This is a genomic window from Gemmatimonas phototrophica (genome assembly GCF_000695095.2).
Lineage (GTDB): Bacteria > Gemmatimonadota > Gemmatimonadetes > Gemmatimonadales > Gemmatimonadaceae > Gemmatimonas > Gemmatimonas phototrophica.
This window is the reverse complement of sequence record NZ_CP011454.1, coordinates 1923677-1947874: the sequence shown is the minus strand read 5'-3', so window position 1 is coordinate 1947874 and position 24198 is coordinate 1923677. Positions and strand designations below refer to the sequence as shown.

Sequence of the window (24198 nt, the reverse complement as noted above, 5' to 3'; positions counted from 1 at the left end):
TTCAGTCTCCGGAAACAGCGTAACGGGTCATCAGATCGGCGCCGTATCCACGGCGCTCGAGCACGCGCAGGCGGGGCGCCGTATCGGCGTCCTGCCCCGGGAGTGCGGCAAAGGCCGGAACAGCCCCTGCCCCCAGAATGACCGGAGCTTGAAAGATAATCAGGTGGTGTACGAGACCGGCGGCCATGAGCGCCGAGGCGATTTGGGCGCCTCCTTCCACCAACAGATGTCGGACGCCCTGCGCCCCCAGCGCCTGGAGCCCGGCGGAGAGATCGGCGGCATGCAGTACCGTTACACCGGCGTCGCGGAGGCCGTCGGTGCGAGCCGCTGGGGCGTCGGGGGCGGCCAAGACATACACGGGCGTCTCGCGGGCCGTCTGCACCAGCGTACCCGTCGCGGGGAGCCGTGCCTGGCGGTCAAAGACGACGCGTACGGGGGCCACCCGGGGGGCCTGGGCCAGCCGGACCGTCAGGGCGGGGTTATCCGCCAGCGCGGTGCCAATGCCTACGGCCACGGCGTCGGCTGACGCCCGCAGGGCATGCACGGCCGTCTGCGCCTCGGGCCCGGTCAGCCAGGCACGGCGACGCGACGCGCCCACAATGGCCCCGTCGAGGGAGAGGGCCAGCTTGAGGGTGACAAAGGGCAATAGGGCTCCACGGGCGCTGTGGAAGAACGGGGCGTTCTGCAACAGCGCGTCGGCTTCGCAGACTCCCGACAGCACCTCGATTCCCGCCGCCCGCAGCCGCTCGATGCCACCGGCCGCTTTGGGATTGGGGTCCCTCGTGGCGCACACGACCCGCGTAATGCCGGCGGCCACCAAGGCCTCCGTGCACGGCCCGGTTTGCCCCAAGTGATTGCAGGGCTCGAGGCTGACATACGCGGTAGCCCCGCGCGCTTTATCGCCCGCCATGCGAAGCGCGTGCACCTCGGCGTGAGGACCGCCGTAGCGCTGGTGCCACCCTTCGCCGATCACCGTGCCATTGCGCACGATGACGGCCCCGACGAGCGGATTGGGGGCGACCTGCCCCGCCCCACGATCGGCGAGGCTCAAGGCCTGACGCATGAAGCGCACGTCGTCGGGCGTGGTGCCCGGCGCGTGCGCCTCGGAGTGCGGCGGTTGATCGCCAGATGGCGACCGATCAGAATCGAACAGTGACGCCAAGTGAACCGTACCGATACCCTGCGTTGGCGGCACGGCCATCGAAGGTGTTGGTGGTGGGATCACTGTCGCCGGCGGCCGCCCACCCGATTTCACCGACCAGACGCGCAAGGAGCAGGCCCACGCTGGCGTTCACGAACGCCGTATTGCGCGTTGTCGTTTGGCGAAGCGCGTTCAGCGTTACCTGTCCACGCTGCGGTACGCCGAGCACAGTTTCGTTGACCACGGCTTCGACCCCCGCAGTGTTCTCCAACTGGTCGCGACCCACGCCCGCGGCCAGCCCGAAGATGGCGACGCGCTTGCTGGCCACAATGCGAAGACTGTTGGACGTGGCGGCCAGATTGCGTACGCTGATGGTGTCGTTGCTGGAGGCATAGCCTAACGACACCGTGGGCAATTTGCGGCGCATATAACTGACACTCACGCCGGGAACGAGCGAGGACTCCTGCAACGCCCCCACCCGCACGCCGTACGACAGCGCAAAGCTGGACGTTTGCGGCGCGATGGAGAACTCCTCTTCGTCGACTTTGGGCAAGTACGTGGCGCCGAGAAGGAGATCGACACCGCCCACGTTGGTGAGGCCAGCGGGAATACCGGCGAATAGGCCAATAGCTGCGTCAACCGACGGTACCGGCACGGGCGCCCGTGTTGCCCCGAAATTTGACGAAACGGCCGAGCCGCTCAGCGAAATGGGGACGGCGTTATTGGGCAGTTGCCCATCGACGGCCGTCACGCGAAGCGAGATGGCGCGCTTGCCCCAGCCGCCCATGGTGCCGCCTTCTCCCAGGACGGGATTACCACCGGACAGTGCTACACCCGCCTGCGGCATGATGAAGGCGAAAAGATCGCGGGCCTTAGTGCACGCATCCGGTCCGGAGAACGTGTTGAATCCGGCAACAGTGACGGAGCAGGAACCCGCTGTGGTCTGCGCGGCAAGCTCTCGGGCAGGCGGTGTCGCCACCGAGGTAGCGACTAGCGCGGCGGCGCCGATGCCTCGCACGCCGAACCTCATGTCACCTGCCCGTCGAGGCGCACACGGCCACTACCCGGCACGACCGCGCCAAGCTCCCACGCCGCAATGCCGCACGCCGCAGCGCGCGACGTGATGTGTGACACGTTTTCCTTTGGCACGATGACCACCATACCCACCCCCATGTTGAACGCGCGGAACATCTCGAGCGAGGCCACCTGCCCCGCCTCCGCGAGTACACTGAACTCATTGGGGATGGTCCACGTGGACGTGTCCACGCTGGCATCAAGTGTTTCAGGCAACGCCCGGTTGAGATTGCCGGGCAGTCCGCCGCCGGTGATGTGCGCCATGGCGTGAATGTGCCCGAGCACCGGCTTGAGGCACTGCAGATACGAGCGGTGCACCTTGAGCATGACATCGGCCACGCTCGCGCCATTCGCGCCCGGGAACAGGTCGTGCACCCCCAGCTTGAGCCGATCGCTGATGATGCGGCGAGCCAACGAATACCCGTTGGTGTGCAGCCCATCACCGGCGAGCGCCACCAGCACATCGCCGTTCTGCACACGGGCACTGCCCAGGACGGCGTCTTCTTCCACGATGCCGGTAATGAAGCCGGCCAGATCGTAATCGGGGGGCGTATACACACCGGGCATCTCGGCGGTCTCACCGCCGATGAGCGCGCATTCGTTCTCGCGACAGCCGGCAGCGACACCTGCCACCACGCCTTCCACTACGGGCGGCTCAAGCTTGCCGAACGCCACGTAGTCGAGGAAGTAGAGCGGGATGGCGCCCTGCACGAGAATATCGTTCGTGCAGTGATTCACGAGGCAATGGCCAATGGTATCGTGGCGACCAGCTTCGATGGCAATCTTGATCTTGGTGCCCACCCCATCGGCACTGGCCACGAGCAACGGTGCGCGGTACCCCTCGGGCACGCGGAACATGCCGCCAAAGCCGCCAAAGGCGCCACGCGCCCCCGACGTCATGGTACTCTGCACGAGCTTAGCCAAACGATTTTTCGCGTCGTCGGCGGCGTCGATGTCCACGCCGGCGCTGCGGTAGTCCAGCGGTGCCCCGGTCATTCGCCGATCTCCGCGTCAAACGCCACCAACTGCCGGAACTCCTGCACACGCGCGTCAATGTCGGCACGGGTGATTTCGAGCAACCGCTGGTTGGAGAACTTCTCCACGGCAAACGATCCCATGGCCGACCCCACCACGACGGCGCGGCGCATGTTGCTCTCGCTCAGGTCGCCGGTTGCGGCGAGGTAGCCAATGAAGCCACCGGCAAACGAGTCACCAGCACCGGTGGGATCGAACACGTTCTCCAGCGGATACGCCGGCGCAAAGAAGATGCTGTCGCGCGTGAACATGAAGGCACCGTGCTCGCCCTTCTTGATGAGCACGAACTTGGGGCCCTTGTCCATGATCCAGCGCGCGGCCTTCACCAGATTGGTGTGCTCGGTGAGCTGGCGCGCTTCGGCATCATTGAGCGTGATGAGGTCGACATGACCGAGCAACTCCACCAGTTCGGGGCGGCGCGACTCGATCCAGAAGTTCATCGTGTCGCAGGCCACCAGACGCGGCTTCTTGACCTGTTCGAGGACCTGCAGCTGCAGCCGCGGATCGATGTTGGCCAGAAACACAAACGGGGCGTTGCGGAACTGCTCGGGAATGTTTGGCCGGAAGTGCGAGAACACGCCGAGGTGCGTCTCGAGAGTTTCCGCCGAGTTGAGGTCGTGCCGATAGCGGCCTCGCCAGCGGAAGCTGGAGCCACTCACCTTTTCGAGGCCGGCGAGATCAACGCCGCGCGCGGCCAGCGGCTCGAGCTTCTCCACGGGATAGTCGTCCCCCACCACGCCAACCAACTGCACCGGGGTGAAGTGCGACGCCGAGGACGAGAAGAACGTGCCAGAACCGCCCAGGACTTCGTCGGCTTTGCCGAACGGCGTCTCGACCGAGTCGAGGGCCACCGAGCCCACGACGAGGACGGGATTCTTGATGGTGTTGAAGGCAGAACTCACATGCGCTCCGGCGCCGACAGTCCGAGAATGCGCAGGCCGGCGGCGATGCCGAGCTGCGTGGCGCGCGCGAGTACCAGGCGCGCCTGCGTGATGGCCTCGGGTTCCCCGAGGACGTGATGCTTGTGGTACCAGGTGTGCCCCGCGCGGGCGGTTTCCAGCAACCAGCCGGCAATGCGGTGCGGCTCCAGCGTATCGGCGGCGCCCTTCACCATCGCCGGAAAGTCGAGCAGCTGCTTCACCAGCTCCTGTTCGGCGGGCTCGCTGAGCACGCCCAGATCCACGCCGGTGCCCGTCACGGTCGTGGCGTCGATTTCGCCAACGCGGAAGATGCCGCACATGCGAGCGTGCGCCATTTGCACGTAGTACACCGGATTTTCTTCCGACTGACTCCGCGCCAGATCGACGTCAAACACCAACTGCGAGTCGCCCTTGCGCATGAGGTAGAAATAGCGCACGGCATCACGCCCCACTTCGTCAATCAGATCGCGCACGGTGACATACGAACCGGCACGCTTGGAGATTTTCACCTCTTCGCCGCCGCGCATGACGGTCACCATCTGGTGCAACACGTAGTCGGGATATCCTTCGGGGATCCCCACCTTGAGCGCCTGCAACCCCGCGCGTACACGCGTGGTCGTGCTGTGGTGGTCGGCCCCCTGCACGTTGATGGCGCGATGGTAGCCGCGCTCCCACTTGGTCACGTGGTACGCCACGTCGGGCACGAAGTAGGTGTAATCGCCGCCCTTGGCGGCGCTCTTCTTCATGACGCGGTCCTTGTCATCACCGAAGTCGGTGGTGCGCAGGAACAGGGCGCCGTCTTCCTCGTAGGTGTATCCCGACTGCTTCAGGGATTCGACGGTCTTGTCCACCAGGCCGTCGGTGTACAGTGAACTTTCGAGATAGTACGTATCGAACTTGACGCCGAAGGCTTGCAGGTCGAGATCCTGCTCGTGCCGGAGGGCGGCCACGGCGAACATGCGCAAGGCCTCAAGATCATTGCCGGCCGCATCGTGCGGATGCGCCTGCACATAGCGTTCGGCAATTTCGCGAATGTACTCGCCGTGATAACCGCCTTCGGGAATGACCAGCGGCTGGCCCGCCAACTCGCGGACGCGCGCTTGCGTGCTCTTGGCCAGATTGGCGATCTGTACGCCGGCGTCGTTGTAGTAGAACTCGCGGTCAACAGCCCACCCGGTCCATTCCAGCAATGTGCTGATCGCATCGCCGAGTGCGGCCTGGCGCCCATGTCCTACGTGCAGCGGGCCGGTGGGATTGGCGGAGACAAACTCCACGCACACCCGTTCGCCGCGTCCGACATCGAATCGCCCCCACTGTTCGGGGGCAGCGAGGATGGCCAGCAGTCCGCGCGCCTGGAAGCCGGCGTCGAGGCGGATGTTGACGAAGCCTGGGCCGGCGATCTCCGCCGACACAATGCCGACGCTCGGCATATCGAGTGCGGCGATGAGCGCCTCGGCAATGTCGCGCGGCTTCTTGCCGAGCGGCTTGGCGAGGGTCATGGCGAGGTTGGTGGCCCAGTCGCCGAACGACGGATCACGCGGCCGCTCGAGAATGGGGGACACGTCGTCGGGCGCACCAAGAGTGCGCGCCGCGCGCGCCAGTTCGGCACGCAGGGCGTCAGCCTGAGTCACGGAGTGTTCAGAGAGAGAAAGGACGGCACTCGGCCGTCATGCACGGAGGCGTGCACAACGGCCGGCGTCACTCGGCCTTGGGCGCCGGAGGCGCCGCAGGCTTGGAATCACTGGAGGCGGGGGCGGCTGGACGCTGGTCCTTTTTGCCGTCCTTGCCGTAATCGGTGATGTAGAACCCGGAGCCCTTGAACAGCAGGCCGGCACCACCGGAGATGATGCGTGTGGCCACACTGCCGTCGGGCAACTCGACGGATTCAGGGACTTCGCTGATCTTGAAGATCCGCTCGATGATGGAGCCGTCGGGCGTGCGAAACTCGTAAGTTGGCATGGCTACGAAAGTTGGCTAAGGTCAAACAGCCTCGAAACATAGCCAATTCGGGGGTGGGGTTCAATTGGGTTGCCGGGGCATTTCCACGGCAATCCCCCCACTCCCCGGTTTCGCGCGGTCAGGTCACGATCAGCGTGGACGCGCCTGGGGTGTAGCTCACGGTGAGGCGGGTGAGGTCGTCGGTGCGTTGCGGCGAGTTTGGCAGATTGTCGCCGCTGGCATTGAACAGGGCCCCGTGGTTGGGGCAGCGGAAGCTGGCGCCATTCACCACGTTGATGGTCGTGCCGGCATGCGGGCACACCATGGAGAACGCGCTGAAGCTACTGGTGCCAGTACGTACGACCGCCACCGGTCCGCCGTTCACGTTCCCAACGCTGCCGGCAACGCCCCCCACATTGGCCAGGGCGGGCCAGGCGGCCAGGTTCACCACCAGACCGCCAGGCGTCACGGTCAGCGCAATGGCGAGGGTACGCGGCGCGAGCCCGGTGGCCGAAATGGTCACCGTAGCGGTATATGTGCCGGGTGACAGAGAGGTGCTGGTGGGGCGTACGGTGAGGATGGCCGGGGCCGTGGTCTGGTTGAGCGTCACGCTCAGCCAGCCTGTGGCACCGGCGCCGTAGGCCACCTGCGCGGCCAGCCCCGTGACGTTGCCTCCGCCGGCATTGCTGCACTGGACGGTTTGGGCGGCCGGGGCGGTGCCCAGTGGAGCCGAGAACGCGAGCGCTGTGGCCGACAGCTGGAGCGACGCCGGCGTTGTGGGGTCCTGGACCAGAAAGGAGACGGCAATGGTCTGCGCCCCGTTGGTCGCGCCAGTGGCATTGACCGTAACGGTGGCGTTGTAGATGCCGGCCGGGAGTGTGCCTTTGCTGGCCCCCAGGGTCAGCAGGGCCGGCGCGGTGGCCTGATTGAGTTGCACCGACAGCCAGCCGCTGCGTTGGTTGGGGGCGTAGGCCAACCCAACCTGCAGCCCTCCCAGCGACCCGCCGCCAGCATTGGAAATCGCTATCGTCTGGCCGGCCGGGTTGTTTCCGGTCGTCGTGGTCACAAAGACCGCCGAGGTGGCTCCCAACCCGATGGCCGGTGGTGGTGGGGCTCCCCCAATGCTGAGGGTGCCATCGGGGTTGACCCGTACGGCAACAGGCGCGAGGTCCACCGTTTCCTGCCCACCCAGCCACGTACCGTCGGCCGCGAAGCGGGCGCCATGGTTGGGGCAGAGAAACCCGTCGGCTTGCACATTCACGATCGTCCCCCGATGCGGGCACGCCAGCGAGAGCGCCCGGTATTGCGACGCCCCCACCCGCTCCACCAGCACCGGCGATGTGGTGCCGTTCTGCACCACGGTGCGCCCTCCCACCTGCTGCAACGCGGTGACGGTGCGGGGGTCGAGTGTAAACGGAGTGGAAGGAAACGCCGGCACCGTTTCCGGACCGCTGAACACCCCGTCACCGCAGGCCGCCGTGGCCAGCGCGCCCAACGAAAGGACCGATGCCGACGCAAGAAACTGGCGCCGGTCGACACGAGCGCATCCGGCGCACGAAGGAGCCGGGTGTTCAGGACGGATTTCCGACGACATGGGCGTGGGGCAAAGGGCGGGGTTCAGCTCGGGAACGACGCATCGAACAGGCGCTCGCATGAAGTGTGCAGCACGGCACGGTAAAATGGTATTCCACGAGCGGTCCGCTTCGTAAGATGATCGAGGGTCCGGTTGGCGATTGCCGACGCGTTGCTCGTGGACTAATTCCAGTGATGACTTCTCGAATGCTCCTCGTGCTGTCGCTGGCCATGCTGGCCGGTGTCCTGTCCGTTTCTTCGGTACCGGCCCAGTCCGCCGGCGGGCTCGCCGGACCCGGGGTGTCAGCCGAGTTGGCCGCGCGTCGGCGCAGCCAGGTGAGCGCGGTGCGCTACGATCTGGCGTTGACGGTCGGGACGGCGGATACCGCCTCCGGCGCCGTCACCCTGTCGTTTCTGCGGCGGGGCGCGGGCGATGTAATCCTCGACTTCCGGGGAACTGCCGTACTTGGCGGAGCGGTGAACGGACGACCGTGGGCTGGGGCCGCCAGTGCCTGGAACCGCCACCACATCACCGTGCCGAGTGGGTTGCTGCGGGCCGGGCGGAATACGGTCACAGTGGAGTTCCTGACCCCGGTGGCATCTGCCGGTGCCGCCATCATTCGCACCACGGATCCAACGGACAGTGCAACGTATCTGTACACGCTGCTCGTGCCATCGGATGCGAATCTGCTGTTCCCGTCGTTCGACCAGCCGGACCTGAAAGCGCGACTGCAACTGACGCTCACGACACCGCGCGGATGGCGGGCTCTGGCCAACGGGGCCCTGATCGGTGTGGACAGTGCGGGCGATCGTCGCACGCATCGTTTTGCGAACACCAAGCCGCTGAGCACCTATCTCATGGCCTTTGCGGCGGGGCCGTGGCAGGTGCACACGCGACGCGACGTGATCGTGCCGCGTGGCGCACCGGTGCCGATGTCGTTGTACGTGCGCGCGTCGCGAGCCAAGGAAGCGGAGTCGGATACGCTGCTGGCCATGAATGCGCGGGCATTGCGGTGGCTCGGCGAATATTTCGGCGTGGCGTACGGATTCGACAAGTACGATGCCCTGCTCGCTCCGGCCTTCCCGTTTGGCGGTATGGAGCACCCGGGCGCGGTGTTCTACAACGAGGAGAGCTTCATCTATCGGGAGCGCCCGACGACGTCGCAGTTGCTGGGGCGGCAAGCCACCACGTTTCATGAGGTGGCGCACCAGTGGTTTGGCGATTACGTGACCATGCGCTGGTTCGATGATCTGTGGCTCAAGGAAGGCTTTGCCACCTTCATGGCGGCGCGCATGCAGGCCTCGCTCGAGCCGAGCTCCAATGCGTGGAAGACTTTTTATCTGCGCAACAAACCCACGGCGTACGGAACAGATGCCACGTCGGGGACCACGCCCGTGTGGCAATCGTTGGCCAATCTGGATCAAGCCAAGAGCAACTATGGGCCCATTGTGTACAACAAGGCGCCTTCACTGCTCAAGCAGCTTGAGTATCTGGTGGGTGCGCGAGCATTCCAGCGTGGCGTGCAGCGTTTCCTGCGGGAGCATGCCTATGGGAACGCGACCTGGCAGGAGTTGCTCGCCAGCATCGGGGTGGCGTCGGGTCGTGATCTGACCGCCTGGGGCAAACAATGGATGCTGCGCCCGGGTATGCCCATCGTGGAGCAACAGCTGGACGTGCGCGACGGCCGTATTGTGCAATTGCGGCTCGTGCAGCGGCCGGCCCAACCGGCGCTGTCCGGCGCCGGCGCGTGGCCACTCAAGATGCAGGTACGGTTGCATTATCCGAATCGCCCGCCGGTGCAGATCCCCGTGGAGCTGCGCGGTGATACCACCATTGTGCGTGATGCGGTGGGCAGAGAGGCCCCGGCGTTCGTGTATGCCAACGAAGGGGACTATGGCTACGCGATTGTGCTGCCCGATACGATGAGCGTGAACTGGCTTGAGCAGCAGATTGCATCAGTTGACGACGACTTTCTGCGGGCGATGTTGTGGGGCTCGCTGTGGGATCTGGTGCGCGAGGCACGTCTGGCCCCCGGGCGCTTCGTCCGTATGGCGCTGCAGTCGCTCCCCACGGAACGGGATGAGCAATTGGCCGGCACGTTGGTAGGGCGCCTTACGACGGCAGTCAGTCGCTACAGTCCGGCACCGGTACGGGAGGAGATCCTGCCGGAGGTGGAGGCACTCCTGCTGCGTGGTGCGGGCGATGCGACGCGCCCCTACGGCACGCGCAAGGCCCACCTCGATGCGTACATCGGCCTCGCGCAACGTCCGGCCGCCCTGGCCCAGCTTCGTGGATGGCTGAGGGCCGACAGTGCCCTGGGGCTCGCGGTCCGTGCGCCTACCCGCTGGTCGCTGGTGACGCGACTGGTCGCCCGCGGCGCCTCCGACTCGGACTCACTGATTGCGGCCGAGTCGCAGCGCGATGCAACGACCGAGGGGCAACGCCAGGCGTTTGTCGCTACGGCGGCGAAGCCGGACAGCGCCACGAAGGCGCATCTGTTCTCCCGCTGGTTCCGCGACGCCGCATTGAACGAGGAGTGGGTGACCTCAAGCCTCCGCAGCTTTCACGATCCGGAGCAGCAGCGTCTGTCGCGACCGTACCTGACGGCGGCGTTGGATACGCTGCCCTGGATTCAGGCCAACCGTCGGATCTTTTTCCTGGGGAGTTGGCTGGGGGCGACGCTGAGCGGGCAAACTGACCGCGCCGCACTGGAGACGGTGGATGCCTGGCTCGCCGGCCATGCAACGTTGGCTCCCGATCTCCGTCAGAAAGTGCTTCAGGCGCGCGACGATCTTGAGCGCACGGTGCGCATCCGGTCTACCGTTTGGCCAGATCTCCGCACGCGACAATGATGCCCATGGCCGCGGCGCTGTCGTGGATGTTCACGTAATACGTGGTGGTGTCGGCCAGCGGCACCGCCAGCGTGGCTTTACCGCTGGCCTGTCCCTTGGCATCAACGGCCAACGGTGTGTAGACACGCCCCCCGCCCACGACACCGCCACTCTTTGCGCAGGAGCCGGTGTGTACGTGCCAGGGGCGCGTGGCTCCGGGCGTATCCCCCTCAAATGACACAGTCACTACCGTGCCGGTGCCATCTGCGGTGGGTGCCGCGGTGGCCTTCCCCGTGACCTTGCGTCCGTCCTTGCCGGTGAGCGCGGCCACCCAGTTCGCCTGGGAAAGGCGGACATAGGGCGTGGCGGCAATGAGCGATGCCGTGGAGGCGGCGATCAACGTGATGGTCAGTGCGGTGCCGACGGCGCGCATAGGTAACGCTCGTAATCGAGTGGCAAAGCAAACATCACCGCTACGGACGACGACGCGTCCAGTGCGGCTGAGTGGGAGGCGGAACCGGTTTTCGGGGCTTGGGCGTCGGCAATGGACGGCCCCGGCCCGTGTAGTTGGAAGAACGTGCGTCAAGCACAAAGATCAGCACAACCGTGAATAACACCACGGCGAACGCCAGCACCAGCAGTCGCGTGCGAAATTGCCGATCATCGATGAAGAGCGAACCCACCAGCATGGGCATGACGACCAGAAACATCCGGATCATGCGGCGATCGAAGTCGCTGGGGATAATGCGAGTGCCTCGCGGCACCAGCCTGAGCCGGTATTCGGCCTCCGCGGCCAAACGGAAGAGTCCGTCTTCGATCTGACGGAACCAGCGGAGGGGATTGAGCGATAGGCGCCCTTGCGTGCGACTCATGCGAGAACAACAACGCAGGCCATGAATTGGATCCCGCTTCGCATTCAGCTGCGCTCCACGATGCGATCAATCAGGAAGCTCGACTGGACCAACGCTTCGGCCGTAAAGTCCCCAAAGAACGCCCGGACTTCCTCAAACAGGCGGGTGAACGCCGCCTGATCCCCTCCGGCAATGACCTGCGCCAGCTCCTGCACGGCCGTGCCGAAAGCAGCCGTGACGTCGGAACTTCGCGGATTGCGCATTTCGATGGGCCCGTAGAGTCCCGGGTCCTGCGCAAAGTGCCGCGCCGTCACATACAACTCCAACAGATAGGCCGGAGAGGTGAAAGGAAGGGTCTCGGCGAGGGGGACCCCCAGCCTGGCCAGCGTCAGCCCCTGCACCTGCGTCTGGAAATGTGTCAGCACCTGCACCACCGACATCGCACGATCATGCTGCTGTGCAGTGGTTTCGGTAATGACCAGACCGCGTGCGGTGAAGCTGTGCGTCACCCAATCGGCCCAGCGATCACCACGCCCGCGGCACACCACGACGCGTTGTCCTTGCAGCGTGTGCACATTGGGACCGAACATGGGATGGGTGCCCACCACACTGCCAGTCGTGCTGGCCAGCATGGCCTCCATAGGCGCCGACTTTATGCTCGTGACGTCCATGAGCAGGGCATCCGGCCGCACGTGCGGCCCTACCGCGCGAATGACCTCCTCGGTACGGTCAATCGGGACACTGATGACCGTCACATCGGATGCAGCCGCGGCTTCGGCGGCCTCCAGTGTGGTATCGGTATCGACGATGAGCAGGCGGTGCCCGAGATCGCCAAACAGCCGGGCCAGCAGGCGTCCAATCTTTCCGTGGCCACCAATGATGGAGATGGTGTACGGCGTTTCCGAGGCGGGGACCTCCGCCCGCAAGGCGGCCTGATGATCCCGACTGGAGCGGAGGAGGACCCGAAAGATGGACTCGATTTCGCCCGCCGGCAGCCCAAGTTCCAGCGCGCGTTCGTGACGATCACGCAGGACCTCCTGCTCCCGCTGCGCATCGCGAATCTTGATGCCATGCTGGCGCTTGTACGCCGCCACTTCCGCCACCAGCGCCATGCGACGGGCAAGGATCTGCATCAGATCGCGATCGAGCGCATCGATCATGGCCCGCACCACGGCCAGAGGGCGTGGTGCGGCCGACGGGGGAGCAGCGGAGTCAGCGGCGTCGGGCGTCATGGTCGATTACAGGGACGGCTGGTACCGGCCCCAGACCGACTCCAGCGTGTCGGCGATTTCTCCCACCGATGCCCGCAGGCGCACCGCATCAATGATGCGCGGCATGAGCGGGGTACGTGGCCCCGTGTGGGCCGGGAGATACTCAGGCGCGGCATCGGCGATGCGGGCGAGGGCGGCGTGCACGGCCTCATTGTCACGCTGTCCGCGGACCTCCGCAAGACGCGCCACCTGATCACGCTCGAGTTCCTTGAAGTCAGGGGCGGGAATAATGGGCGGCTCCTGACCATCACCGAACTTGTTCACGCCCACCACCACGGTTTCGCCCGCCTCCACACGGAGCTGATACTCGTAGGCGCTCCGGCCAATTTCCTCCTGGAAGAAGCTGGCCTTGATGGCTTCGGCCGCCCCGCCCAGTTCGTCCACCTTATTAAGCAGTTCGACTACGCGGGCTTCGATGGTGTCGGTGAGCTGCTCCACGTACCAGCTGCCGGCGAGCGGGTCCACGGTCTGGGCAATGCCGGACTCGTAGCCCACGATCTGCTGCGTGCGCAGCGCCAGCGTGGCGGCTTCCGCTGTGGGAAGGGCGAGCGCTTCGTCATAGCCGTTGGTGTGCAGCGACTGGGTACCGCCGAGCGTGGCGGCCAGCGCCTGCACGGTGACACGTACGACGTTGCTGAGCGGCTGCTGTGCGGTGAGCGTCACGCCGCCCGTCTGCGTGTGGAAGCGCATGCGACAGCTGGCATCGTTGGCGCCGAAGCGATCTCGCATGAGGCGCGCCCACAGGCGACGGGCCGCCCGGAACTTGGCGACCTCTTCGAACAGATCGTTGTGCGCCGCAAAGAAGAACGAAAGACGCGGCGCAAAGCTGTCTACAGCCAGTCCGGCACTGACCGCCTGCTGCACATAGGCCAAGGCGTCGGCGAAGGTGAACGCCACTTCCTGGACAGCGGTGGCGCCCGCCTCGCGAATGTGGTAGCCGCTGATGGAAATGGGATTCCACTGCGGGACCTCGGCGGCACAGAAGCGAAACATTTCCGCTGTGAGCGCCAACGAGGGCGCGGGCGGATAAATGTAGGTGCCGCGCGCGATGTATTCCTTGAGGATGTCGTTCTGAACGGTCCCGGACAGGGCGGCGCGTGCGATGCCACGTTCTTCGGCCACCACGATATACATCGCCAGCAGCGTGGAGGCCGTGGCGTTGATGGTCATGCTCGTGGAGACCTTGTCAAGCGGAATGCCATCGAGCAACAGGTGCATGTCGTCCACGGTATCGATGGCGACCCCCACGCGTCCAACCTCCCCCGTGGCCCGCGGCGAGCTCGAATCGATGCCCATTTGCGTGGGCAAGTCGAACGCCACGGACAGCCCCGTCTGACCGGCATCGAGCAGCAGCCGGAAACGCTCATTGGTCGCTTTGGCGGTTCCGAAGCCCGCGTACTGTCGCATGGTCCACAGCCGCCCACGGTACATGCTGGGCTGGACGCCACGCGTAAAGGGGAACTGTCCGGGATCACCGAGATCACGGGCGTAGTCAGTGTGCACGTCACCGGGCCGCACGACGGCCGGGATGGGGATGCCGGAAGGGGAGAGTCGCTCGCTCATTTCCGGAATCTATCATGCTGCGCCGAGGAGACGACCCTCCGGCAATGGGCCATGAGCCAAATCCGGTTTGCCTTCCGCCTCCTTGTGTGTCCCACACTACATCCCCTTTCCCGTGCTGACCAACTGGAGAACACCATGCGTCCCCATCATGCCCTGTCGTGGTTGCTCGTGCCCATTGTGGTCGTTGCCATTGCCGCCTGCACCGAAACGAAGGAGGCGGCAACCGAGCCGTCTGCCGTAGCGGAGGAGACTTTTGGCCATGCCACGCACAACATCATCAATGAAAAAAATCTGTCGGCGCAGCAACGGGCGTATCTCGGGCGCCTCCGGAATGCCGTGACGACCATGCAGGACGCCAACGCGATGAAGGAGCAAGGCTGGAACGTGGTGATCAATTGCCGAGAGAAGTCCGGGGCAGGAAGCCAGGGCGTGCACTACATCAATTTCGAGATGGTGAAAAACGGGGTGATAGATGAGCTCCGGCCGAACATTCTCATGTACGAAACGCAGCAGAATGGCAGGAAGCGGCTGATTGGTGTGGAATGGGGTGTGCCGTTGCAGGGCGAGACGCCACCGGACATCCATGGGCTGCCGTTCCACAAGAACACCCGCGACGGTCTCTGGGTGTTGCACATCTGGGTCCCGAGCAACAATCCCAGCGGCCTGTTTGCCGACTGGAATCCCGCGGTGAGCTGTGCCAACGATCAGCCGGCCGACGTGATCAACTGAGCCATGCCCGGCGCAAACAACAGAAGCCCGTCAACTCGCGAATGGAGTTGACGGGCTTCTGTGTCACGAGCCGTGAAATCTCAGGACGCTGACAGCGGGGACGGCGCGCCCCGGGTTGCTCCCCGTCGTTCGGGAATGCCGGGGGCCACGTACTTGGGCAGCGGGAATTCGTTGACGAGTTCCACTTCGGTCTTGCTGCCGATGTACAGGGGCGTGCGTTGATGCAACTCTGTGGGCTCGACATCGAGAATGCTCCCGTAGCCGTCGGTCGCAAGGCCACCGGCCTGCTCAGCGATGAACGCCAGCGGATTGGCTTCGTACAGCAACCGCAACTTGCCACGGTTGGCTTTTTCGTTGGCGGGATAACAGAACACCCCGCCCCCGAGCAGGTTGCGATGAAAGTCGGCGACCAACGAGCCGACGTAGCGCACGTTGAGTGCTTTCTTCTGTCCGTCGAGGCCACGATACCGGCGCATGAGTGCGCGCGTAGGCTCGGGCCAATCCTGTTCGTACGCATCATTCACGGACAGATAGCGCGCCCGCTCGGGAATGCGGATGTTCGGATGCGAAAGCAGGAATTCCCCAATGGATGGGTCGAGGGTAAATCCGTGCGCCCCCTGCCCGGTCGTGTAGACCAGCATCGTGCTCGAGCCGTACAGGATGTAGCCCGCCGCCACCTGTCGACGCCCCGGCTGCAGCAGATCTTCCATTTCGCCGCGCGCCCCGCGAGTGATCTTGCGGAACACGGAGAAAATGGTGCCGACAGGGACGTTGACGTCGATGTTGGATGATCCATCAAGCGGATCGAACAGCAGCACATATTTGCCACTGCGAAAACCTTCGGGGATCTGGATGATGTCGGGCTCTTCCTCAGACGCCATGGCACAGAGCCGCCCCCCGTGATCGAACGCCTTGACGATGATCTCGTTGGCGATGACATCGAGCTTCTGCTGCACTTCGCCCTGCACATTCTCATTGGACGTCGCCCCGAGAATGTCGGCGAGCCCGGCGCTGCGCACCTTGTTGGCGATCATTTTGCCGGCGAGCGCCATGTCGTAGAGGATACCGGACAGTTCGCCGGTGGCCTCGGGAAACATGCGCTCCTGCTCAATGATAAAGCGCTCGATGGTGACGACCGACGTCGCAGTATGCTTGACCACGGTAGGACCCCCGAAGGGTGAACGCGAGACGCTTGCCGCGGCCGTTGCGTGACGCCGCGTGCGCTGCGCGGAAAGCTGTGATGTGCGGGCAAGCTCGTGCAAGAGCAACGCCACGGTTTTTCGTCGGCAAATCGACTGAAACGCATGTAACAAGCATCCACACACGCTCCAGCCGTCCACCTGGTCACCAAACACGCGCAGCGGGGGGAATGATCCAGTGATCAGCGCCCGCCTGCACGGCCAGCCGCTCACCGTTGCTGCGTACCACCACCGTCCCTTCGTGATCGGTACGCAACAGAGGAACCCCCTGCTGGAGCAGCGCCGCCACTGTTTCCGTGGCGGGGTGCCCGTACCGGTTACCGGCCCCCAACGAGGCAATGGCCAGCCGCGGAGCTACCACGGCGAGGAATGGCGCGGATGAGCTGGTCCGGCTGCCGTGATGTCCGACTTTCAGTACATCGGCCTGCAGCAGCGCATGATCCACGTGCGCCAGCATCCATGCCTCTTCCTCCCGTTCCGCATCTCCGGTGAGCAGGAAGCTGTGGCGTCCATAGGCGACACGGAGTACCACCGATGATTCATTGGCATCAGATTGCGCGGCCGTCCACGCCGAGTCGGGCGCCAGCACAGTGAGCGTGACCCCGTCGAGTGTGAATTCGGCCCCGGGACGCACCCGTTCCCAGGCACTGCGCTGCTGCTGCAGCGCCTGAAGCGCCGCGCGGTAGCCCGGGCTGGCCGCCACGAAGGCGGGCTCCCACCAGCGCGGTACCTCGAGCGCCCGCACCACCGACGCCGCACCGCCAACGTGATCGTCGTGCGGATGAGTCATGACAAAGAGTGCCACCTCGCCACCGAGTCGCCGCACATACGGCACGACCGTGCGTCGTCCGGCATCACCACCGTTCCACCGCGGACCGGCATCAACGAGCACCCAGCGCCCCTTCGGGGTGCGGAGGGCAACGGCATCGCCCTGCCCCACATCAAGTACATGGAGTTCCAATTGCCCGCTCCCGCGCGCAACCACGGGTCCCCACAGAGTGACGGCCAGCAGCCCGGCAGCCGCCACGTACCATGGGGTGCTTCGCCGATCAGCCGTGCCCCGTACCACCAGGGCCGCTGCTCCCCCCGCTCCCACGGCCGTCCACAGGGTTGGCGCCACGGGCATGACGGCGCCGGGCACTGCCGCCGAGTACGACGCGATCAGATCGAGGAGCGCCATGAGTGGCTGCGTCGCATCCGGTAACCACTTTGCCAGCGCCGGCGGGGCCAGTTGCGCCCAGAGTAACGCGAGGAACAAGGCGGGCTGCATGACACCCACCACCGGCCCTGCTGCCAGGTTGGACAGTGGAGCGATGAGACTGATTCGGCCAAAAGTCCACGCAATCACCGGTACCGTGACGAGCGTAGCGATGACCCCGGTGAGCACTTCGGAAACCATCCAACCGCCAATCCCCTGGCGCGCGAGCGCCCATCGCCAGCCGTTCGTCAGCCGTCCCGTCAGCGACGGCTGGGACAATGGCCCCTGTCTGGCCTGATGTCGCCAGCGCCGCTTGAGGGCACGCGCAGCGACCAGGGCGGCCATGCCGCTCACACTCAACTGCCACCCGAGGTCGTGCACCACGCGCGGATCGAGGGTGGGGATGACAGCGCCGAGGGCCAGCGCGGTCCATTCATGCACGGGGCGCTGCAGGCGGGCGGTGAGCGACATGACTCCGAGCATGACGGCGCTGCGCACGGCGGGAGCCGGACATCCCAGCAGCAGCACGTAGCCTCCGACCAGCAGCATCGCAGCCGGCTCCACGGCGGCGCGTGGAAGCCGCAGTACTCCGCCGAGCGTCAACAAGGCGCCGGCGATGATAGCCACATGCATTCCGCTCACAGAGAGCAGATGCACCAACCCGGCATCGGCATACAGGTCGCGAAGTTCAGGCGCGATACCGCGTTGGTCCGCAATCAGCAGTGCGCGAACCAGGGGGGCACGTTGCCGGAACGCCTCGTCAATCGTGCGACCAAGTCTGGCCTGCCAGGCCCGCCACGGATTTCGAACACCAGTGGCACGCGTGGTTCTCGCCATGCTGAGCCGCAGCGCACCGTTGGTCCGCAGCGACATAGCGGCAATGCCTGCGGTGCTCCCCGCCGCCGGCAGCGGTTGGCTGTCGAGGGGACTCCACTGCACCGTGGCAGGGACACGGCAACGCGGGGCGTGTACACGTTCGTGCACGACCCCTCGCCCCTGAGCAGCCCGGCGACCACGCGACGGGTGTGTTTCCGCCAACGCGATCCAGACGGTGTCTCCCCGTTGCAGCGACGCATGCAACAGCCCCTGACACCGAGTGAGCTCCACCTGCGCACTCGTCGCCACCACCATGCCGGCAATGGCCAGCAGCGGCTCCACGCGCCGCGCCCGCACCACCACCGCCAACGCTCCCGCCAGCAGCAGCCACGGCGCAGGCGTATGCCGCCACTCGGCGACAAAGAGCCCGGCCAACCACCAGGCGACGGCATGAATGAGCAACGGCATGCTGCATGGTGCATGCGGCATGCCGTTGGACTGTCATCAATTCCTTGCGCACGTCATCCGGAATGCGCACCCGATGCCCCGCGCGCGCAGCGCGGGCGTTCACGTTTACAACGTGGCCATGGGTAGCGGTACGCGCTCCTTCTTGTCGCCGACCGGCGTTCCCGTAAACGTGGCGCCAGTGGTACCGGTCAATTGCACCGTGAGGTAATCACCAATGCGAGCCGAGTCGGCGGGCACCATCACCGTCTTGAAATCACGGGAACGGGCCTGCAGCAGCTCACCATCGCGCGCCACCTTTTCCACGAGCACTTCCGTGGTATCGCCAAGCCGCTTGAGGTTGTTCTCACGCGAAATCCCGCGCACCGTGGCGACCAGCCGTTCGAACCGTTGGGCCACCAGCGCATCCGGAATGGTCCATTCAGGAGGCATCCGCGTAGCCGGCGTACCTTCGCGCGGTGAGAACTTGAACATGAAGGCATCGTCGAAGCGCACTTCGCGCACCAGCGACAGCGTGTCCTCAAATTCCTCGTCGGTCTCTCCTGGGAACCCCACGATGATGTCCGTGGTGAGGGCGAGCCCGGGAATGGCGGCCCGCATGCGGGCCACGCACTCGAGGTATTCCTCGCGGCTGTACCGACGCAGCATGCGCTTGAGCATGCTGGTGGATCCGCTCTGCATGGGCAGGTGAATGTGCTCGCACACCGTGGGCGTTTCCGCCATGGCGGCAATCACCCGGTCGCTGAAGTCGTTGGGATGCGGGCTGGTGTAGCGAACGCGCCGAATACCGTCCACGGCCCCGACAGCCCGCAACAGATCCGCAAAATCATGCGTGCCATCGGTGTAGGAGTTGACCGTCTGGCCGAGCAACACGACCTCTGACAGCCCCTGCTCCACCACCTGCTGCACTTCACGCACCACATCAGGGAGCTTGCGACTGCGTTCCGGCCCACGCGTCGTGGGCACAATGCAGTAGGTGCACCGGTAGTCGCAGCCGCGCTGCACCGGAATCCACGCCTTGACCCCTTCAAACCGGCGAGCCACCACATCTTCGTAGTGCTCTTCGAGATCGAAATCGGTGGCGGTGAACTTTTCGCCGCGACGTGCGCCGTCGAGGAGCGCCGGCAGTGCCCGATAGCCATCCGGCCCCACCACGAGCGACACATGCTTGGCCTGATCGAGCACGCGCGGTCCGAGGCGCTGCGCCATGCAGCCGGTCACCCCAACGATGGTGTCCGGTTTCATGAACCGCTTGAGCTCACCGAGCCGGCCAATCACCCGCGTTTCGGCATTCTCGCGAATGGCGCAGGTGTTCACCAGAATCACATCGGCGCCGTCGGGCAGATCCACCGGCTCGTACCCATGCGCGGCCAACTTCCCGTACATCAGTTCCGAGTCGGCCACATTCATCTGGCAGCCATAGGTCTCGATGTACACCGTGGGCTTGGGCGTGCCAGGCACCGGCACGGCATCATCGAAGTGGAGAACGGGAACGGTCATGACGGGATCACCTTACGGGCGGATCTGAATGCCGGCACCGAGCAACCACGCCGACTCCTTAATGGACGAACCGCCCAGCGAGCGATTGGCACGTTGCAGCGAAAAGTCGATGGACGCGGCATCACGGGCAATGGGAATACCGATGCCACCACCGATGCGCGACTCCGTGACCTGCTCAGCCGAGATGCTGAATGGCAACTGGTTGCGGGAGAAACCGGCGCGCACCATGACCGGAAAGCCGCGCAGTCGTGGACCGGCGACTTCGGCACCCACATAGACGTTCTGGGCATCGCTGGCGACGGTGCGACTGGAGGCAATGCTCTGCATATCCGACCACTTGACCTGCTCGAATCCCACGGAGAACACCGAGCCGGGGATGCCGTCGTAGCGGAGGGCCCCACCAACACGGGTCGGCACTCCACCGCTCGCGCGCGTCGTATCACGGATGCGCGCATCGAGGTCGTTGCCCATACGGTACGACAGGATGGCCGACAGTCCGCTGAAGAGACGCGCTTCGCCACCAAACGAGAGTGCCGTGCCGATATAGGTGACCTTGGAGGAATCGAGTGTACTGCCGAACTGCAGCGTGTCGGCAAACGTTCGTTCACGGGACGCGGTATTGTCGCCGGTGAAGATGTGCCCGCCCAGCCCGACCCGGAAACGCGGATTGATCTGCCATCCCAACGCGCCGCGAATATCACCGATCGCACCACGCATCGTGAGCACTTCGCTGGTGGGGAGCGTATTGCCATCGATCACGGCGGAGCCGGTCGTCGTCGTGGTATACGAGCGATCGAGAAAACCGCGAGCGCTGAACGCCACCGCAAAACCACGACGGGCCGGAAAGACCACGGTAATCAGCGGGATGCGCTGCGACGCCGTCTTTTCACGCACCGCGCCCAAGGTGAGGGTGCGATACTCCGGTTCCACCTGGGCACTGAGGACCGTGCGTCCCAGCCCGCCAATGGCGGACGGGTTGATGGGGGTGAGCGCGTCAAACTCGACAAACGCGCCGGCGGTGCCGGACGCGCGCGTGCTCATGCCGTTCACAGGATAGCCAAATCCGAGCGCTCCCAGAGACCCTTGGGCCAGAGCAGCCTGGGGCGACGCTGACAACGCGGCCGCTACCAATCCGGCCACAGCCAGCGCCGGACGGCGCAACGATGAACTCATCGGGCGGAGGCGCGTCATGGCAGGACAAACTCCGACTTCGGCAGGTAAGTGATGCGCAACTTGGGACGCAACGAGGCAGACGCGCGACTACTGAAGAACCGCAACTCCGCCGGCTGCGCACCTTCCAGCGCAATACGCAGCGCAAAGGCGCGTGGGACACTGGTAGGCAGCGTGCGCCACGAGCGGGCAAGGGCCAACACGTTGAGCGCCTTCTGGCCACTATCGCGAGGCACCAGTCGCGTGGTGTCGATACCGGTAAGCGTTCCTTCCGATGCCAGATCCAGCACGCGCCGGAGGTCGCTAATCTCCGATGTCGTCGTGGGCACGAGCGGAAAGACAGCGACAGAATCCGCGACGTTCCCAAAGCGGCTGGGCTGCTGCGTGAGCAGCAGGTCAGCGCGCACGATGGTGCTGGAATCGGTAATGCGCAGTGGCACGTTGAACCGCATGTAGGTCCGATAGGCCGGATAGCCACCCACCACGAGCCCGGTGGTCTCCGGTGGCAACGACCCCACATCGGTAAGGGCGTACACCGAGTACGCTTGGTTCACATCATCTGGCGCATTGGGCAGCGTGGTGCCCGCGGTGACAATGATGGGGCGGTATGACGTGTCGGTGGCCGCGTCATACTGCAGCGTGGTGCTGCCGGCCCCGAACGTAAAGGCCCGCAACCGCAGTTGGCCGGCCCCACTGAGCCGCATGCCCACTCGCAACCGGCTCTTGGCCGCAATCTTGGCCTGCATGACGGTTTTGCTGATCGGAATGCGAATCGTGTCGCTGGTGGCGTTGGGCGTCAGCGTCAGCGATCCAATGAGCCGATCGGGGCGGAACAGCGCCCGTAAAACCGCCGGGACGGTGTCACTGGCGGTGGTATCGACATCGTAGACCTCCAGCGTGACCGGCGTGGTACCGAGGCGGCCGGTCGTGTCGAGGGGCACCTTGAGGAACACCGAATCCACGGTACTGATGGAGTCGAGGGCGCCGGTGCCGTTGGGGAAGTATGCGGTCGTCAGCAGATCAAACCGCATGATGGCGCGCGTGACCAGCGTGTCGGGCCGGTTGGCGAGCAGGAGATTGGTGCCAAGTCCGAGAGCGGGATAGCCCCCGAGCGACGTGTCGAGGACAACAGCCTCGAACGTGGTGTCGCGGAACTGCTCCGATTGTTCGGGGCAGAGCGAAGGGCAGGCAGCGCCTCCCTCCAGATTTTCGGTACAGGCGGCCGTGACGGCTGACGCCGTGATCATCGACAACACCAGCAACGGGGCGCGAAGACGCGACCACGACCAACGAACGCGCTCAGACATTCTCGAGCGAAGCAGGCGTGAATGGTGCGGGCAGCAACTCTGCCAGCGACCAGCGAGCCGCACGCCCATCGGGCGTGACGGCAACGATTTCCAGCGCAGGGGCGAATTCCACCAACGCCTGACGACAAATGCCACACGGGGGCGTGGGCTCATGCTGCTGTGACGTGATCACTACGCGCACAAACTTCCGCGCACCGGCCGCGATTGCTGAGCCGAGCGCGACGCGCTCCGCACAGGTCCCCGCCGGATACGAGGCGTTCTCCACGTTGCAGCCGGCAAAGACCTGCCCGTCTTCGGTTTCAAGCGCCGCACCGACCGGGAACTCCGAGTACGGAGCCCAGGCGTTGGCGCGGGCCGCATCGGCCAGTTCGCGCAGACGCGTGATGTGTGATGGCAACGGGGTCACGCGTGCAGCAGTTCAGGAAGGAACGACGTGCCGCGTCCGCGCCACGATTGCCCGAACCAGTCGGCCACCGTGGCCCCCAGATCCGAAAAAGTGTCCCGCGTTCCCAGCGAACCACCGCGCACACGGGCGCCCGCGACGAGCAGCGGTACGCGCTCGCGCGCGTGGTCCGTTGACGGCGTGGTCGGGTCGTTGCCATGGTCAGCCGTAATGAACAGCAGGTCGTCCTCCCGGAGGGCAGTAAGCAGTGAAGGGAGCGCTCGATCGAACGCCTCGAGCGCCCCCTGAAAACCCGGGACATCGTTGCGATGCCCGAATTGCTGGTCGAAATCTACCAAGTTGGCAAAGCAGAACCCACGCGGGGCCGTATTCAGCCAGTGAAGAATGGCCTCCAGGCCTTCAGCGTTGTCCTGGGTATGCCGCGACCGGATGCCCCGACCGGCGAAAAGATCGTCCACCTTGCCGACACCGCTGCGGGGGACACCGGCCGCCTCCAGGACGTCCAGCAGGGTGATGCCAGGGGGTTGAATGGAGTAGTCGCGCCGGTTGGCAGTTCGCGCCCACGCTCCCGGGGTACCGCGAAACGGGCGGGCAATGACCCGGGAGACATCGTGCGGGGCCACCAGGAGCGTGCGGGCCACTTCACAGGCCCGGTACAGCTCCTCGAGCGGGATCCACTCTTCGTGAGCGGCCACCTGAAAGACCGAATCGGCGCTGGTATACACAATCCAGGCTCCGGACCGCTGCTGCTCCTCTGCCCAGTCGGCAATCACGGCCGTTCCGCTGGCGACGCAATTGGCAATCACCGGTCGACCGGTGGCCTGCACAAAGGCGTCGATGACGCTTGGGGGAAAGCCGTTCGGGTAGGTGGGGAACGGCATCTCGAGATGCAAACCGGCGATCTCCCAATGACCGGTGGTGGAGTCCTTGCCAGCCGACCGCGGCAACATGACCCCGCAGGCACCGGCCGGACGGGGGACGGGAGGGACCCCCTGTACGTCCGTTGCCGTCCCCAGCCCCAGTTGCTGCAGGTTCGGGAGCGAGAGCCCCCCTACCGCCCGCGCCACGTTGCCGAGGGTGTCGCTCCCGGTATCACCATAGGCCTCGGTATCGGGCGCGGCACCGCAACCAACGCCATCAAGAATGACAATGATGGCCCGTCGCAGCGCCGGATCGGCAGCGGAGACTGTGGTGGGGGGTGTTGCTGTCATGCG

Annotated in this window: 20 protein-coding genes; 2 read left to right on the top strand and 18 right to left on the bottom strand. The window is 65.2% G+C overall.

The window, feature by feature from the left end; genetic code table 11:
- Window position 1 precedes the first annotated feature (1 nt).
- The 7 genes from ribD to GEMMAAP_RS08010 form a co-directional block, all read right to left on the bottom strand.
- Window positions 2–1201, bottom strand: a complete 1200-nt coding sequence (gene ribD / locus GEMMAAP_RS08040) for a bifunctional diaminohydroxyphosphoribosylaminopyrimidine deaminase/5-amino-6-(5-phosphoribosylamino)uracil reductase RibD (RefSeq protein ID WP_202969207.1) — start codon at window positions 1199–1201, stop codon at window positions 2–4.
- Window positions 1140–1988 (bottom strand): hypothetical protein, encoded by an 849-nt coding sequence (locus GEMMAAP_RS08035; RefSeq protein WP_026850548.1) that lies wholly within the window; start codon window positions 1986–1988, stop codon window positions 1140–1142. Before GEMMAAP_RS08035 ends, ribD begins: the two co-directional genes overlap by 62 nt.
- A gap of 179 nt (window positions 1989–2167) precedes the next feature.
- Window positions 2168–3211 (bottom strand): phosphoribosylformylglycinamidine cyclo-ligase, encoded by a 1044-nt coding sequence (gene purM, locus GEMMAAP_RS08030; protein ID WP_043581377.1) that lies wholly within the window; start codon window positions 3209–3211, stop codon window positions 2168–2170.
- Window positions 3208–4152 carry a PfkB family carbohydrate kinase gene (locus GEMMAAP_RS08025; protein ID WP_026850547.1) on the bottom strand — a complete coding sequence of 315 codons (945 nt, stop codon included), beginning with the start codon at window positions 4150–4152 and terminating at the stop codon, window positions 3208–3210. Before GEMMAAP_RS08025 ends, purM begins: the two co-directional genes overlap by 4 nt.
- The gene (gene argS / locus GEMMAAP_RS08020; protein WP_043581375.1) at window positions 4149–5801 is read right to left on the bottom strand and encodes an arginine--tRNA ligase; all 1653 of its coding nucleotides are present in this window, start codon (window positions 5799–5801) and stop codon (window positions 4149–4151) included. Before argS ends, GEMMAAP_RS08025 begins: the two co-directional genes overlap by 4 nt.
- Window positions 5802–5868: 67 nt before the next feature.
- Window positions 5869–6129: an FmdB family zinc ribbon protein gene (locus tag GEMMAAP_RS08015; RefSeq protein ID WP_026850545.1), complete on the bottom strand. Its 261-nt coding sequence runs from the start codon at window positions 6127–6129 to the stop codon at window positions 5869–5871.
- 118 nt (window positions 6130–6247) lie between these two features.
- Entirely contained in the window at window positions 6248–7702 is a 1455-nt protein-coding gene (locus GEMMAAP_RS08010) for a Rieske 2Fe-2S domain-containing protein (protein WP_158514777.1), read from the bottom strand.
- 173 nt (window positions 7703–7875) lie between these two features.
- Here GEMMAAP_RS08010 and GEMMAAP_RS08005 point away from each other — a divergent pair, with 173 nt between their 5' ends.
- Window positions 7876–10533 carry a M1 family metallopeptidase gene (locus GEMMAAP_RS08005; RefSeq protein WP_026850543.1) on the top strand — a complete coding sequence of 886 codons (2658 nt, stop codon included), beginning with the start codon at window positions 7876–7878 and terminating at the stop codon, window positions 10531–10533.
- Here the strand turns inward: GEMMAAP_RS08005 and GEMMAAP_RS08000 are convergent.
- Genes GEMMAAP_RS08000 through GEMMAAP_RS07985 form a run of 4 tightly spaced genes read right to left on the bottom strand, consistent with a single transcriptional unit; the run spans window position 10499 to window position 14197 of the window.
- Complete coding sequence (locus tag GEMMAAP_RS08000) at window positions 10499–10945, bottom strand: hypothetical protein (RefSeq protein ID WP_026850542.1); 447 nt, start codon at window positions 10943–10945, stop codon at window positions 10499–10501. The genes GEMMAAP_RS08005 and GEMMAAP_RS08000 overlap by 35 nt on opposite strands.
- A gap of 40 nt (window positions 10946–10985) precedes the next feature.
- Window positions 10986–11384 (bottom strand): hypothetical protein, encoded by a 399-nt coding sequence (locus GEMMAAP_RS07995; protein WP_026850541.1) that lies wholly within the window; start codon window positions 11382–11384, stop codon window positions 10986–10988.
- A 44-nt stretch (window positions 11385–11428) separates the two neighbouring features.
- Window positions 11429–12595, bottom strand: coding sequence for a bifunctional chorismate mutase/prephenate dehydrogenase (gene tyrA / locus GEMMAAP_RS07990; RefSeq protein WP_026850540.1), 1167 nt, complete (start codon window positions 12593–12595; stop codon window positions 11429–11431).
- Window positions 12596–12601: 6 nt separating this feature from the next.
- Window positions 12602–14197 carry an acyl-CoA mutase large subunit family protein gene (locus GEMMAAP_RS07985; RefSeq protein WP_053334417.1) on the bottom strand — a complete coding sequence of 532 codons (1596 nt, stop codon included), beginning with the start codon at window positions 14195–14197 and terminating at the stop codon, window positions 12602–12604.
- Between the two features lie 135 nt (window positions 14198–14332).
- On the opposite strand from GEMMAAP_RS07985, the gene GEMMAAP_RS07980 reads away from it, so the two are divergent.
- On the top strand, window positions 14333–14926 hold the full coding sequence (locus tag GEMMAAP_RS07980; protein ID WP_026850539.1) for a hypothetical protein: 594 nt from the start codon (window positions 14333–14335) through the stop codon (window positions 14924–14926).
- Window positions 14927–15006: 80 nt separating this feature from the next.
- Here the strand turns inward: GEMMAAP_RS07980 and fbp are convergent, their stop codons facing one another.
- The 7 genes from fbp to GEMMAAP_RS07945 form a co-directional block, all read right to left on the bottom strand.
- A complete protein-coding gene (gene fbp / locus GEMMAAP_RS07975) occupies window positions 15007–16086 on the bottom strand; it encodes a class 1 fructose-bisphosphatase (RefSeq protein WP_026850538.1) in 1080 nt (359 codons plus the stop codon).
- A 184-nt stretch (window positions 16087–16270) separates the two neighbouring features.
- Window positions 16271–18607: a DNA internalization-related competence protein ComEC/Rec2 gene (locus GEMMAAP_RS07970; RefSeq protein ID WP_026850537.1), complete on the bottom strand. Its 2337-nt coding sequence runs from the start codon at window positions 18605–18607 to the stop codon at window positions 16271–16273.
- Window positions 18608–18712: 105 nt separating this feature from the next.
- Window positions 18713–20104: a tRNA (N6-isopentenyl adenosine(37)-C2)-methylthiotransferase MiaB gene (gene miaB, locus GEMMAAP_RS07965; RefSeq protein ID WP_053334416.1), complete on the bottom strand. Its 1392-nt coding sequence runs from the start codon at window positions 20102–20104 to the stop codon at window positions 18713–18715.
- A gap of 12 nt (window positions 20105–20116) precedes the next feature.
- Window positions 20117–21295 (bottom strand): hypothetical protein, encoded by a 1179-nt coding sequence (locus tag GEMMAAP_RS07960; RefSeq protein WP_043581372.1) that lies wholly within the window; start codon window positions 21293–21295, stop codon window positions 20117–20119.
- On the bottom strand, window positions 21292–22581 hold the full coding sequence (locus tag GEMMAAP_RS07955; RefSeq protein ID WP_026850534.1) for a hypothetical protein: 1290 nt from the start codon (window positions 22579–22581) through the stop codon (window positions 21292–21294). Before GEMMAAP_RS07955 ends, GEMMAAP_RS07960 begins: the two co-directional genes overlap by 4 nt.
- Window positions 22574–22987 (bottom strand): cytidine deaminase, encoded by a 414-nt coding sequence (gene cdd / locus GEMMAAP_RS07950; protein ID WP_202969206.1) that lies wholly within the window; start codon window positions 22985–22987, stop codon window positions 22574–22576. Before cdd ends, GEMMAAP_RS07955 begins: the two co-directional genes overlap by 8 nt.
- A complete protein-coding gene (locus tag GEMMAAP_RS07945; RefSeq protein ID WP_053334415.1) occupies window positions 22984–24195 on the bottom strand; it encodes a phosphopentomutase in 1212 nt (403 codons plus the stop codon). The genes cdd and GEMMAAP_RS07945 overlap by 4 nt, the downstream gene beginning before the upstream one ends.
- Between the last annotated feature and the right edge of the window lie 3 nt (window positions 24196–24198).

Excerpts from the sequence above, each read along its gene's own strand:
- GEMMAAP_RS08035 (WP_026850548.1), bottom strand. The coding sequence starts at position 1,988 with ATGCCGCAGGCGGGTGTAGCACTGTCCGGTGGTAATCCCGTCCTGGGA.
- GEMMAAP_RS08005 (WP_026850543.1), top strand. The coding sequence starts at position 7,876 with ATGACTTCTCGAATGCTCCTCGTGCTGTCGCTGGCCATGCTGGCCGGT.
- GEMMAAP_RS07995 (WP_026850541.1), bottom strand. The coding sequence starts at position 11,384 with ATGAGTCGCACGCAAGGGCGCCTATCGCTCAATCCCCTCCGCTGGTTC.
- ribD (WP_202969207.1), bottom strand. The coding sequence starts at position 1,201 with ATGGCCGTGCCGCCAACGCAGGGTATCGGTACGGTTCACTTGGCGTCA.
- GEMMAAP_RS07960 (WP_043581372.1), bottom strand. The coding sequence starts at position 21,295 with ATGACGCGCCTCCGCCCGATGAGTTCATCGTTGCGCCGTCCGGCGCTG.
- GEMMAAP_RS07955 (WP_026850534.1), bottom strand. The coding sequence starts at position 22,581 with ATGTCTGAGCGCGTTCGTTGGTCGTGGTCGCGTCTTCGCGCCCCGTTG.
- GEMMAAP_RS07945 (WP_053334415.1), bottom strand. The coding sequence starts at position 24,195 with ATGACAGCAACACCCCCCACCACAGTCTCCGCTGCCGATCCGGCGCTG.
- GEMMAAP_RS08015 (WP_026850545.1), bottom strand. The coding sequence starts at position 6,129 with ATGCCAACTTACGAGTTTCGCACGCCCGACGGCTCCATCATCGAGCGG.
- GEMMAAP_RS07980 (WP_026850539.1), top strand. The coding sequence starts at position 14,333 with ATGCGTCCCCATCATGCCCTGTCGTGGTTGCTCGTGCCCATTGTGGTC.
- GEMMAAP_RS08000 (WP_026850542.1), bottom strand. The coding sequence starts at position 10,945 with ATGCGCGCCGTCGGCACCGCACTGACCATCACGTTGATCGCCGCCTCC.
- tyrA (WP_026850540.1), bottom strand. The coding sequence starts at position 12,595 with ATGACGCCCGACGCCGCTGACTCCGCTGCTCCCCCGTCGGCCGCACCA.
- GEMMAAP_RS07970 (WP_026850537.1), bottom strand. The coding sequence starts at position 18,607 with ATGCCGTTGCTCATTCATGCCGTCGCCTGGTGGTTGGCCGGGCTCTTT.
- GEMMAAP_RS07985 (WP_053334417.1), bottom strand. The coding sequence starts at position 14,197 with ATGAGCGAGCGACTCTCCCCTTCCGGCATCCCCATCCCGGCCGTCGTG.
- miaB (WP_053334416.1), bottom strand. The coding sequence starts at position 20,104 with ATGACCGTTCCCGTTCTCCACTTCGATGATGCCGTGCCGGTGCCTGGC.
- GEMMAAP_RS08010 (WP_158514777.1), bottom strand. The coding sequence starts at position 7,702 with ATGTCGTCGGAAATCCGTCCTGAACACCCGGCTCCTTCGTGCGCCGGA.
- purM (WP_043581377.1), bottom strand. The coding sequence starts at position 3,211 with ATGACCGGGGCACCGCTGGACTACCGCAGCGCCGGCGTGGACATCGAC.